Origin of the sequence: Streptomyces sp. NPDC005963, assembly GCF_040638655.1 — a bacterium.
In the GTDB taxonomy this organism is placed as follows: Bacteria; Actinomycetota; Actinomycetes; order Streptomycetales; family Streptomycetaceae; genus Streptomyces.
In genome coordinates this window covers 197,250-209,113 of the sequence record NZ_JBEXVD010000006.1, presented here as the reverse complement: position 1 = coordinate 209,113, position 11,864 = coordinate 197,250, and the positions used below count along the sequence as shown (strand labels likewise).

The 11,864-nt window shown below is 68.4% G+C and carries 9 protein-coding genes and 1 tRNA gene; 5 read left to right on the top strand and 5 right to left on the bottom strand.

Annotated elements, in window-relative coordinates:
• Positions 1 to 53 precede the first annotated feature (53 nt).
• The 3 genes from ABZ348_RS12215 to ABZ348_RS12205 all read left to right on the top strand — a co-directional run bounded on the left by ABZ348_RS12215 (position 54) and on the right by ABZ348_RS12205 (position 2,727).
• Positions 54 to 524, top strand: a complete 471-nt coding sequence (locus tag ABZ348_RS12215) for a TrkA C-terminal domain-containing protein (RefSeq protein WP_358931984.1) — start codon at positions 54 to 56, stop codon at positions 522 to 524.
• Between the two features lie 2 nt (positions 525 to 526).
• The gene (locus tag ABZ348_RS12210) at positions 527 to 1,828 is read left to right on the top strand and encodes a cation:proton antiporter (protein ID WP_358931982.1); all 1,302 of its coding nucleotides are present in this window, start codon (positions 527 to 529) and stop codon (positions 1,826 to 1,828) included.
• Positions 1,829 to 1,911: 83 nt separating this feature from the next.
• Complete coding sequence (locus ABZ348_RS12205; protein WP_358931981.1) at positions 1,912 to 2,727, top strand: N-formylglutamate amidohydrolase; 816 nt, start codon at positions 1,912 to 1,914, stop codon at positions 2,725 to 2,727.
• Positions 2,728 to 2,807: 80 nt separating this feature from the next.
• Here the strand turns inward: ABZ348_RS12205 and ABZ348_RS12200 are convergent, their stop codons facing one another.
• From ABZ348_RS12200 to kdpF, 4 genes are read right to left on the bottom strand one after another with little or no spacing between them, the layout of a single operon-like run.
• Positions 2,808 to 3,491: a potassium-transporting ATPase subunit C gene (locus tag ABZ348_RS12200; RefSeq protein WP_358931980.1), complete on the bottom strand. Its 684-nt coding sequence runs from the start codon at positions 3,489 to 3,491 to the stop codon at positions 2,808 to 2,810.
• Between the two features lie 5 nt (positions 3,492 to 3,496).
• Positions 3,497 to 5,602, bottom strand: a complete 2,106-nt coding sequence (kdpB, locus tag ABZ348_RS12195; RefSeq protein WP_358931979.1) for a potassium-transporting ATPase subunit KdpB — start codon at positions 5,600 to 5,602, stop codon at positions 3,497 to 3,499.
• A complete protein-coding gene (gene kdpA, locus ABZ348_RS12190) occupies positions 5,599 to 7,263 on the bottom strand; it encodes a potassium-transporting ATPase subunit KdpA (RefSeq protein WP_358931978.1) in 1,665 nt (554 codons plus the stop codon). Before kdpA ends, kdpB begins: the two co-directional genes overlap by 4 nt.
• Before the next feature lie 7 nt (positions 7,264 to 7,270).
• Complete coding sequence (gene kdpF, locus ABZ348_RS12185) at positions 7,271 to 7,360, bottom strand: K(+)-transporting ATPase subunit F (RefSeq protein ID WP_329024935.1); 90 nt, start codon at positions 7,358 to 7,360, stop codon at positions 7,271 to 7,273.
• A 591-nt stretch (positions 7,361 to 7,951) separates the two neighbouring features.
• Between kdpF and ABZ348_RS12180 the strand changes: the two genes are divergently transcribed.
• Entirely contained in the window at positions 7,952 to 9,922 is a 1,971-nt protein-coding gene (locus ABZ348_RS12180; RefSeq protein WP_358931977.1) for an amino acid transporter, read from the top strand.
• Positions 9,923 to 10,072: 150 nt separating this feature from the next.
• On the opposite strand, the gene ABZ348_RS12175 is transcribed toward ABZ348_RS12180, so the two are convergent.
• Positions 10,073 to 10,160: transfer RNA gene (locus tag ABZ348_RS12175), tRNA-Leu, on the bottom strand.
• Positions 10,161 to 10,484: 324 nt separating this feature from the next.
• On the opposite strand from ABZ348_RS12175, the gene ABZ348_RS12170 reads away from it, so the two are divergent.
• The gene (locus ABZ348_RS12170; protein WP_358931975.1) at positions 10,485 to 11,834 is read left to right on the top strand and encodes a DUF2254 domain-containing protein; all 1,350 of its coding nucleotides are present in this window, start codon (positions 10,485 to 10,487) and stop codon (positions 11,832 to 11,834) included.
• The last annotated feature ends 30 nt before the right edge of the window (positions 11,835 to 11,864 follow it).

Genomic DNA, 11,864 nt, shown 5'->3' with positions numbered 1-11,864 from the left:
TTACCGCTCACCCATCTGCGGTGAGAGGACGACCCACGCCTTGGGAGGCGAGCATGGGCACCCGTCGTACCTCACTGCCGGGAGTCGGAACGCAGTACGACTTCACCACCGATGCGGGGCGACACATCTCGGTCGTCGTCCACCACGACGGCCGGCGGTTCCTCGGGTTCTACGCGTCGGACGACCCGGATGCCTGCCAGTTGGAGGTGCCCCTCTCCTCCGCCGAGGCCACCGCGCTGGCGCACCTCATCGACCCGGCACCGATCGATGCCGTGCGCACCGACGGAATCGATCTGGTCACCGAGCACATCCCCGTCAGCTCCCGCTCCCCCTATCTGGGGCGCCAACTCGGCGACACCGAGGCCCGGAGCCGTACGGGGGCCTCGATCGTGGCCGTACTCCGCCGTACGAGTGCGCACCCGTCGCCCGGCCCGGACTTCAGGTTCGCCCTCGGTGACACCCTGGTGGCGGTCGGCACCCGTGAGGGCGTCGACGCCCTCGTCGAGATCATCGCCGGAGGCTGAGCGTGCACCACACCACCGAACTGCTGATCGAGCTGGGTGCGATCATCCTCGGCCTGGGGCTGATAGGCCGCTTCGCGGGACGCATCGGACTCTCCCCCATCCCGCTCTATCTGCTGGTGGGTCTGGCGTTCGGCACGGGCGGACTGCTGCCGCTGAGCGCAAGCGAGGACTTCGTCGCCGTGGGCGCGGAGATCGGCGTCATCCTGCTGCTGCTCCTGCTCGGCCTGGAGTACTCCGCCTCCGAACTGGTCGGCAGTCTGAAGACCCAGTACCCGTCGGGTGCCGTGGACTTCGTGCTCAACGCACTGCCCGGCGCGGCAGCCGCGCTGCTCCTCGGCTGGGGTCCGGTGGCAGCGGTCGCCCTCGCCGGTGTCACCTGGATCTCCTCCTCCGGTGTGATCGCCAAGGTGCTGACCGACCTGGGGCGCCTGGGCAACCGGGAGACCCCGGTGATCCTCGGCATCCTGGTGATGGAAGACCTCGCGATGGCGGTCTACCTCCCCCTGCTGACCGCCCTGCTCGCGGGCGTCGGTCTCGCCGGCGGCAGCATCACCCTGCTGATCGCGCTCGGTGCCGTGGGCATCGTGCTCTATCTGGCACTGCGCCATGGACGGCTGATCAGCCGTGCGGTCTCGTCCGACAATCCCGAGATGCTGCTCCTGGTGGTCCTCGGTCTGACGCTGCTGGTGGCGGGGATCGCCCAGGAACTCCAGGTCTCGGCCGCGGTGGGTGCCTTCCTCGTCGGGATCGCGCTGTCGGGCGAGGTCGCCGAGGGCGCTCGCAAGCTGCTCACCCCGTTGCGCGACCTGTTCGCGGCGGTGTTCTTCGTCTTCTTCGGCCTCTCCACGGACCCGACGGCGATTCCTCCGGTGTTGTTGCCCGCACTGCTGCTGGCCGTGATCACCGCCGTCACCAAGATCCTCACGGGCTGGTACGCGGCCGGGCGGGTCGGGATCGGCGCACGCGGTCGACTGCGGGCCGGGGGCGCGCTGGTGGCCCGCGGTGAGTTCTCCATCGTGATCGCCGGTCTGGCCGTCGCCACCGAACCCAGGATCGGCCCGATCGCCACGGCGTACGTCCTGATCCTGGTCGTCCTGGGGCCGTTGGCGGCCCGCTGGACCGAGCCGCTGGTGGCACGGGTGCAACGGGGCCGGAAGCGCAAGGAACCGTTGCCCGAGTGCCACGACGTCCCTGAGCGGGGGGTTGCCCTGCCGCCCGAGGCCACGGGAGCCGACGTACCGGCCGAGGGCGGGCACGTACCCGGGCCCGAGAAGAACGGTGTGATCGCGAGCGATCCACGGTAGTGGCGTTCCCCGCCGGTCGGAAACGGATCCGACCGGCGGTTTCGTCCACCTCATCGGGCACGGGCCCGGAATGGAGCAATGTCATGGCGCTGGAGCACTCCGACTCCTTCACGCTGCTGCCCGGTGCGCCGGAGTCCCCCGTGATCCTGCACGTACCGCACTCCTCACGGACGATTCCGGCCGCGGTGCGCGCGGGCATCGTGCTCGACGATCAAGCGCTGGAGCGGGAACTCGACCACATCACCGACTCCCACACGGCGCAGTTGGCGGCTGTGGCGGCCGATCGCGCGGGGGTCAGGCCGTGGCGGTTCGTCAACGGGCTCTCACGGCTGGTCGTCGATCCCGAACGGTTTCCCGACGAGCGCGAGGAGATGTCGGCCGTCGGCATGGGCGCGGTCTACACCCGCACCACCCACGGTGAACCACTGCGGGAGGCGGTGGATCCACAACCGCTGGTCGCGCGGTACTTCCACCCGTACGCGCGCTCGATGTCGGCCGCGGTGGCGGACCGGTTGGCCGCCACCGGTCGGGCCGTGGTGATCGACGTGCACTCGTACCCCTCGCGGCGATTGCCGTACGAACTGCACGGCGACGGGCCGCGGCCGCCGGTCTGTCTGGGCACGGACGGGTTCCACACCCCTCCTGGGCTCCTCGCCGGTGCGCGGGAGGCGTTCGCCCACTGCGGTGGTACCGAGGTGAACACCCCCTTCGCCGGCACCTATGTGCCGCTGGAGTTCTACGGCGAGGACGCCCGGGTCGGTGCGCTGATGGTGGAGATCCGTCGGGACCTCTATCTGGAGGAGCCGGGCGGGCCTGCGGGGCCGGGGCTGGAGGTGTTGGCCGCCGCCCTGGCGGATCTCGTCGACCGGACGGTGAAGGAGCCTCACTCCGGGGTGTGAACCTGCCGTGCCGTGCCGGCACGGGCGACACGGACGACGGCCGGTCCCGATTCGGGTGCCGGCCGTCGTCGCAAGGTCGGTCAACGGGCCTGTCGGGAGATCAGTTCCTTCAGTTCGGTGTTGAGTCGGAGGACGTTGACGCGCGGTTCCCCGATGAAGCCGAGGACGCGCCCCTGGGTGTGGTCGGCCACCAGGCGTTCCACCCCGTCGACGGGCAGTTGGTTGCGTTCGGCGACCCGGTGGACTTGGAGTCGTGCGTACTCGGGCGAGATGTGCGGGTCCAGTCCGGAGCCGGACGAGGTGACGGCGTCGGCGGGTACGTCGGAGGGGCTGATCCGGCGGTCCGCGGTCGCGTTGTCCTGGATCACGGCCTCCTTGGCGTCCTTGACCCATTGGATGAGGTCGGTGTTGTCCGCGGCGCGGTTGGTGGCGCCGGAGAGGATCAACGAGTACTGGGTGTTGACGCTGTTGCTGCCGAGTCCGTTGGAGGGGCGCGGTTGGAACCAGCGCAGATCGGGCCGGGCCGCCTCGTCCGGGTCGTCGGGGTCCTTCTTGGGGAGGTGGTAGGTCTGTCCGATCAGGGACGATCCGACCACCTTGCCGTCGGCCTTGAGTTCGGAGCCGTTGGCCCGGTCGGCGAAGAGTGCCTGAGCGGTGCCGGTGACGACGAGGGGGTAGAGGACGCCGCAGACCACCGTCAGCACCACGAGGGTGCGCAGCGCGGCTGTGATGAGGCGTCCGGTGTTGCGGACGGAGGCGTTCATGGTCGTCACCTGATGCCGGGGATGAGGGAGATGAGCAGGTCGATGATCTTGATCCCGATGAAGGGTGCGATCAGGCCGCCGAGTCCGTAGACGGTGAGGTTGCGGCGGAGCATCCGGTCTGCGCTCGCGGGTCGGTAGCGGACGCCCTTGAGGGCGAGCGGTACCAGGGCGATGATGATGAGCGCGTTGAAGATGACGGCGGACAGGATCGCCGACTCGGGCGATGCGAGCCGCATGACGTTGAGTTTGTCGAGGCCGGGATAGACGACGGCGAACATGGCGGGAATGATCGCGAAGTACTTGGCCACGTCGTTGGCGATGGAGAACGTGGTGAGCGCGCCGCGGGTGATGAGGAGTTGTTTGCCGATCTCGACGATCTCGATGAGTTTGGTGGGGTTGGAGTCGAGGTCGACCATGTTGCCGGCCTCTTTGGCGGCCGAGGTGCCGGTGTTCATGGCGACGCCGACGTCTGCTTGGGCGAGCGCGGGTGCGTCGTTGGTGCCGTCGCCGGTCATGGCGACGAGCTTGCCGCCCGCTTGTTCGCGTTTGATGAGCGCCATCTTGTCTTCGGGGGTGGCTTCGGCGAGGTAGTCGTCGACGCCGGCCTCCTTGGCGATGGCTCGGGCGGTGAGCGGGTTGTCGCCGGTGATCATGACGGTGCGGATGCCCATCCGGCGCAGTTCGTCGAAGCGCTCCCGCATCCCTTCCTTGACGACGTCCTTGAGGTGGATGACGCCGAGGACACGGGCCCCTTCGGCGTCGGCCACCGCGACCAGGAGCGGTGTGCCGCCCGCTTCGGCGATGGTGTCGGTGATGCGGTCGGCGTCGGGGGAGACGTCGCCTCCCTGCTCCCGGACCCAGGCGACGATGGAACCGGTGGCTCCCTTGCGGATGCGGCGGCCGTCGGTGTTGACGCCGGACATGCGGGTCTGCGCGGTGAAGGTGACCCATTCGGTGCCGGTCAGTTCGCCCGGGTGGCGTTCGCGCAGTCCGTGGGCCTCCTTGGCGAGGACGACGATGGATCGGCCTTCGGGCGTCTCGTCGGCGAGGGAGGAGAGTTGGGCGGCATCCGCGAGGGCGGCTGCGGTCACCCCTTCGACGGGGATGAACTCGGCGGCCTGTCGATTGCCGAGGGTGATGGTGCCCGTCTTGTCGAGGAGGAGGGTGGAGACATCACCGGCCGCTTCGACGGCGCGTCCGGACATGGCCAGCACGTTGCGTTGGACCAGTCGGTCCATGCCGGCGATGCCGATGGCGGACAGGAGGGCCCCGATGGTGGTGGGGATCAGACAGACCAGCAGGGCGGTGAGAACGATCAGCGAGGTCTGTTCGTCGGCTCCCGCGTAGTTGGCGAACGGTTTGAGGGTGACCACGGCGAGGAGGAAGACGACGGTCAGCGAGGCGAGGAGGATGTTGAGGGCTATCTCATTGGGCGTCTTCTGTCGGGCGGCCCCTTCGACGAGGGCGATCATCCGGTCGATGAAGGTCTCCCCCGGCTTGGTGGTGATCTTCACGACGATCCGGTCGGACAGCACCTTCGTACCGCCGGTGACCGCGCTGCGGTCACCGCCCGACTCCCGAATGACCGGCGCGGATTCGCCGGTGATCGCGGACTCGTCGACGGATGCGACGCCTTCCACGACGTCCCCGTCTCCCGGAATGACATCCCCCGCTTCGCAGACCACGAGGTCGTCGATGCGCAGTTCGGTGCCGGGGACCCGCTCCTCGACCGTGCCGGAGAGCCTGCGGGCCACCGTGTCGGTCTTGGCTTGGCGCAGGGTGTCCGCCTGGGCCTTGCCGCGGCCTTCGGCGACCGCCTCGGCGAGGTTGGCGAAGAGGGTGGTCAGCCAGAGCCAGGCGGTGATCGCCCAACCGAACCAGTCACCCGGGTCGGTGATGGCGAGGGCGGTGGTGAGGACCGAGCCGACCAGGACGACGAACATCACGGGGGACTTGACCATCACCCGCGGGTCGAGTTTCCGCACTGCGTCCGGGAACGAGGCGATCAGTTGCCTGGGGTCGAACAGACCACCGGCGACCCGACCCTGTGTCGGTGCGGGTTCGTCGGGGTCGTGCGGGCGGGGTGCCCGGGTGGGTGTCATCGTGCTCATGACGCGAGCCCTTCAGCGAGCGGACCCAGCGCCAGGGCCGGGAAGTAGGTCAGTCCGGTGATGATGAGGATCGTGCCGACCAGGAGCCCGGAGAACAGGGGCTTCTCGGTGCGCAGGGTGCCCACCGTGGCGGGGACGGGCCGCTGCTCGGCCAGAGAGCCGGCCAGCGCGAGGACGAACAGGATCGGCAGGAAGCGGCCGAGGAGCATCGCGAGCCCGATGGTGGTGTTGAACCACTGGGTGTCGGCGTTCAGTCCGGCGAAGGCGGATCCGTTGTTGTTGGCGCCCGAGGTGTAGGCGTAGAGGATCTCGGAGAAGCCGTGGGCGCCGGAGTTGGTCATGGAGTTGCCCGGCGTGGGCAGCGCCAGAGCGGCTGCGGTGAAGCCGAGCACCAGGGTCGGGGTGATCAGGATGTAGCAGGCCGCGAGCTTGATCTCACGGGTGCCGAGTTTCTTCCCCAGGTACTCCGGGGTGCGGCCGACCATCAGCCCGGCGAGGAAGACCGCGATGATCGCCATGATCAACATTCCGTACAGTCCCGATCCCACGCCTCCCGGTGCGATCTCGCCGAGTTGCATCCCGAGCATGGTGATACCGCCGCCGAGCCCGGTGTACGAGGAGTGGAAGCTGTTGACCGCACCTGTGGACGTGAGGGTCGTCGCCACGGCGAACAGGGAGGAGCCCGCGATGCCGAACCGGGTCTCCTTGCCCTCCATCGCACCGCCTGCGATGTCCAGGGCGGGACCGTTGTGGGAGAACTCCGTCCACATCATCAGGGCGCTGAAGCCGATCCAGATCACGGCCATCGTGCCGAGGATCGCGTATCCCTGGCGGACGTTGCCCACCAACTGCCCGAAGGTCCGGGTGAGGGCGAACGGGATCAGCAGGATGAGGAAGATCTCCAGGAGGTTGGAGACGGGGTTGGGGTTCTCGAAGGGGTGGGCGGAGTTGGCGTTGAAGTAGCCGCCGCCGTTGGTGCCCAGTTCCTTGATGGCCTCCTGCGAGGCGACCGCGCCACCGTTCCACTGTTGCGTTCCCCCCTGGAACTGGCCGACCTCGTGGATGCCGGCGAAGTTCTGGATCGCACCGAGGGCGACGAGGACGACCGCTGCGATCACCGAGATCGGCAGCAGGATGCGGACCGTACCGCGGACCAGGTCCGTCCAGAAGTTGCCCAGCTCACCCGTGCGCGACCGGGCGAATCCCCGTACCAACGCAACGGCCACCGCCATGCCGACCGCGGCGGACAGGAAGTTCTGCACCGCCAACCCGCCGGTCTGCACCACATGCCCCATGGCCTGCTCGCCGTAGTACGACTGCCAGTTGGTGTTGGCGACGAACGACGCGGCGGTGTTGAACGCCTGGTCGGGGTCGATCGACTGGAAGCCGAGCGACCCCGGAAGCACACCCTGGAGCCGCTGGAGCAGATAGAGGAAGAGCACGCTCACCGCGGAGAACGCGAGCACACCACGGAGATAGGCGGGCCAGCGCATCTGTGTGTCGGGGTTGGCGCCGATGGCCCGGTAGATCCACTTCTCGGGGCGGTAGTGCCTCTTTGACGCGTACACACGGGCCATGTAGTCGCCCAACGGGCGGTACACCAAGGCCAAGGCCGCTATGAGCGCCAGCAACTGGAGCACACCGGCAAGTACAGGACTCATATCCGGGCTAGAACCTCTCCGGGTACAGAAGGGCGAGGACGAGATAGCCCAGCAGGGCGACCGCCACGATCACACCGACGACGTTCTCGGCAGTCACAGCTTCGCCACCCCCTTGGCAACGACGGCCACCAGCGCGAAGACCGCGATCGTGACGAGGACGAAGGCCACATCGGCCATCGTGAGCTCCCTATGTGGGACGGGATCGGACGATTCGAGGAAACCCCTTTTCAGCCACCTCGCCGGTTTCGTTGATACGTCCCATACGGCCGGGCACCCGCTCTTGACGGAACCTGTACGGCGACCTCGCCCGGCGCTCGGGCGGCACGGGGGAGGCGGTGATCGAACCCGCTGGCGCGATGGATGCCGACGCGATCGATCCGGGCGACACCACCGGGCGGGCGACGGACGCTCAACGGCGGGTCGCTGACTTTTGTCATGATTTCCAGTAATTTGCCGTTCTGGATGGCGTACGTGACGACGACCCGTCTCCCAACGGCCGCCGCCAAGACCGGCGGCCGGCGGAGAAGACCGCGGTACGAGGGGGTTGACCACGGGTGGACGGTGACGCCGGCGGGCAGCCGGAGGAGCGCCGACCGCCCGCGCGGGCAACACACGGACGGCGGCCGTCCCGGATGCACACCGCCCCACCCGTCGAGCGGCCGGGCCCACACCCCGCGGGAGGGCCACGATGAGCGGCACCCGGCCCGACGGTGCGCCCCCGCGCGCCGAACTGGCCGCCCGCTGCCGGGCGTGGTTGCTCCAAGGACTGAGCGAACAACCGGCCCAACACCCCGGCCCCCACCGGGCGCCCGCCGCGGCTCACCGGGGCCACCGCTGGTGGCGCGTGATGTGCCTGACCGGTGTGGACTACTTCTCCACCCTCGGCTACCAACCCGGCATCGCCGCACTCGCCGCCGGGCTCCTCTCCCCCCTGGCCACCCTCGGGCTGCTGGCCCTGACCCTGCTCGGGGCCCTACCCGTCTACCGCAGGGTCGCCAAGGAGTCACCGCACGGCGAAGGATCGATCGCCATGCTGGAGCGGCTGCTGCCCTGGTGGGCCGGGAAGCTGTTCGTCCTGGTCCTGCTGGGGTTCGCCGCCACCGACTTCGTCATCACCATCACCCTCTCGGCCGCCGACGCCTCCGCCCACGTGGTGGAGAACCCCTACGCGCCCGAGTGGCTCCACGGCGGGAACCTGTGGATCACCCTCGTCCTGATCGGCCTCCTCGGCGCGGTCTTCCTCAAGGGGTTCCGGGAGGCCATCGGTGTGGCGGTCGTGCTCGTGGCGCTCTATCTGACGCTCAACGTGGTGGTGCTGGTGGCCTCCGCCTGGCAGGTGGCCAGCGAACCCCGAGTCGTCCCCGACTGGTGGGACGCGATGACCGCCGAGCACTCCTCCCCCTTCGTCATGATCGGGGTGGCGCTGCTCGTCTTCCCGAAGCTCGCCCTCGGCATGTCCGGATTCGAGACCGGTGTGGCGGTGATGCCGCAGATCAAAGGAGGCCCCCGGGACACCTACGAACATCCGGTGGGCCGGATCAGGGACACCCGCAAGCTGCTCACCACCGCAGCCCTGATCATGAGCGTCTTTCTGCTGCTCTCCAGCCTGGCGACGACGCTGCTGATCCCCCAGGACGACTTCAAGGCCGGCGGCCCCGCCAACGGCCGGGCCCTCGCCTATCTGGCCCACCTCTACCTCGGGGAGGTCTTCGGTACCGTCTATGACGTCTCCACCATCTGCATCCTCTGGTTCGCCGGTGCCTCGGCGCTCGCCGGGCTCCTCAACCTCGTACCGAGGTTCCTCCCCCGCTATGGCATGGCTCCCGAATGGACACGTGCCGTACGCCCCCTGGTGCTGGTGTTCGTCGCGATCGCCACCGTCATCACCTGGTACTTCGACGCGAACGTCGACAAGCAGAGCGGTGCGTACGCCACGGGCGTCCTCGTCCTGATGCTGTCCGCGGCCTTCGCCTCGACCGTGGCGGTCCGACGCGCCGGACGCCGAAGGGCAGCCACCGGATTCGCCGTTATCACGGTGGTCTTCGCGTACACCCTGGTCGCCAATGTCATCGAACGTCCCGACGGCATCAAGATCGCGGCACTGTTCATCGTCACCATCGTGCTCACGTCCTTCGCGTCCCGGGTGCACCGGGCGTTCGAACTGCGCTCGGCTGAGGTCGACTTCGACCCGACGGCGACGCACTTCATCGAGGAGGCAGCCGCCGCCGGGCCGCTGCGGATCATCGCGAACCAACCGTCGGAACACACCTCGGCCCAGTACCGGTTGAAGGAGTACCGACAGCGACAGGAAACCCACATCCCCGACGGACGCCCGGTGCTCTTCCTTGAGGTGTTCGTGAAGGACTCGTCGGACTTCACCGCCGATCTGCTGGTGCGCGGCCAGGAGAAGCACGGAGTGCGCAGACTCCGGGTGGAGGCGGCCACGGTCCCCAATGCGATCGCGGCAGTGCTCCTGCGGATGCGGGACCTCACGGGCAACGTTCCCCACGCATACTTCACCTGGACCGAAGGCGCCCCTTTCGGACACCTGTTGCGGTTCCTGGTCTTCGGGGACGGCGAGACGGCCCCCGTGACCCGGGAGGTGCTGCGCCGCGCGGAACCGGACCCGGAACGCCGCCCGCACGTGCACGTCGGCTGAGGCGCGACCCGCTCGAACGAACGAGGGACCCGTTTGATTCCCTGCTCCGAGACCTCCGACAGGAGAAGCACCCGGACAAACGAAGAACTCCCGGTGCGAACGAATCGCACGGGGAGTTCCATGAAGCGGAACCCGCTTCGAGTGTTCTATTGGTGTCCGAGGGGGGACTTGAACCCCCACGCCCGATAAAGGGCACTAGCACCTCAAGCTAGCGCGTCTGCCATTCCGCCACCCGGACCAGGTGACCACCGCGGTCTCCCGCGGCGACAAGGACAACAATACCAGGGGTTTAACCCCGCTCGTCTCGCCTTTTCGCTTTGGCCCCTGGTCAGAGCGGTGATCCACTTCACCCCGCGGTCAGCCGCGGCGGATCGGGATCGAAACAGGGCGGATCGAGGACGAATCGGGTGCGCAGAACGTCCGCGGCTCCGGTCGGTCGCTCACTCATCTCCCCTTCGGCCCCGCCGGTCGCAGCAGATGGGCTCCCGTCCGTGCTTGAGCACCGCCACGACACCACCGTCCGCACCCGTCAAGACACCTTGAGTGACGCTACCTTCACTGCGTGACGGTTCGCAGCTATCGACGGCCCCGCCCGCTCTCGCCGCTGCGTGAGCATCTGAGGGACACCCTGTGGTTCGCGCCCACCGTGGGGCTGCTCTGCGCGGTGCTCCTGTGGGCGGGGGCATCCGCGATCGACACCGCGCTCATCACGGCGTTGAAGGAGGAGCAGTCCTACGACGAGGTCCGCTCGCTGGTGTCGATCACCGAGGACGCCAAGACGATCGTGACGACGATCAGCTCGGCCATGATGACCTTCATCGGTGTCGTCTTCAGCATCTCGCTCGTCGCCGTGCAGATGGCCAGCGGACAGTTGACCCCCCGGGTGGTGCGGATCTTCGTACGCAGCCGGATCAGCAAACTCACCCTGACGGTCTTCCTGGCCACCTTTCTCTTCTCCCTCCTGGTGCTGACCTCGTACGACAGTGACATCAATCCGCGTCGGGTCAGCTCGGTGCCGGTGGTGCAGAGTCTGCTGACCATGGCGCTCGTGGGGCTGAGCCTGTTGCTGTTCATCGCCTATGTGTCGTCGACCCTGCGGTTGATGCAGGTGGGACCGGTCGTGGACCGGATCACCCGGGAGGCGATGCGTGCCCTGGCACGCCAACCGACCGGTGAGGGGACGCCGGTGGAACTGCCGCCCGAGTCCTTTCGCATCCCCTATCGAGGGCGGGCGGGGGTGCTCCGCGACGTGAACGTGGCCTGGCTGGTCAGAAGGGCCCGACGGCAGGGGGTCGTGCTGCGGCTGATCCCCCGGATCGGGGACTTCGTCGTACCCGGCACTCCCATGCTCGCCGTCCATGGGGAGGCGAACACCCGGCTTCGGATCCCCTCGTTCGCCGTGCACGTCGGCACCGAGCGCACGTTCCACCAGGATCTCGGACTGGGGCTGCGACAGCTCTCGGACATCGCCCTACGGGCCCTCTCGCCGGCCGTGCACGACCCGACGACGGCCGTGCAGTGCGTGGACCGGATCGTGCAGTTGCTCTCCGCGCTGGCCCGTGCGCCGCTCGGCGCCCTGCACCACCGTGACGGGCAGGGCGCGGTCCGGCTCGAACAGGACGTACCGAACTGGACGGACCTCGTGGATCTGGGACTCTCGGAGATCCGGGTGGCGTCGACGAACGCTCCGCAGGTCACCCGACGGCTGATGGCCGCCGTCGACGATCTGTTGCTGTTGTTGGCCGAGGACTCGGCCTCGACTTGGGGGCGGGACGCGCGGATGGCGATCGAGGACCGGCGCGTGCCCCTGCTGCGGCACCGAGCGCTGCTGGTGCAGTCGGTGGTCGATGCCGTACCCGAGGCCGCGGACCGGGAGTTCGCGTTGCTGGCCGACCGTCAGGGAATCGGTTGACCGCGATGGTGCCACGCTCCCCCGCCACGG

Coding starts and splice junctions, on each gene's coding strand:
- ABZ348_RS12215 (WP_358931984.1), top strand. CDS start 54: ATGGGCACCCGTCGTACCTCACTGCCGGGAGTCGGAACGCAGTACGAC.
- ABZ348_RS12205 (WP_358931981.1), top strand. CDS start 1,912: ATGGCGCTGGAGCACTCCGACTCCTTCACGCTGCTGCCCGGTGCGCCG.
- ABZ348_RS12200 (WP_358931980.1), bottom strand. CDS start 3,491: ATGAACGCCTCCGTCCGCAACACCGGACGCCTCATCACAGCCGCGCTG.
- kdpB (WP_358931979.1), bottom strand. CDS start 5,602: ATGAGCACGATGACACCCACCCGGGCACCCCGCCCGCACGACCCCGAC.
- kdpA (WP_358931978.1), bottom strand. CDS start 7,263: ATGAGTCCTGTACTTGCCGGTGTGCTCCAGTTGCTGGCGCTCATAGCG.
- ABZ348_RS12180 (WP_358931977.1), top strand. CDS start 7,952: ATGAGCGGCACCCGGCCCGACGGTGCGCCCCCGCGCGCCGAACTGGCC.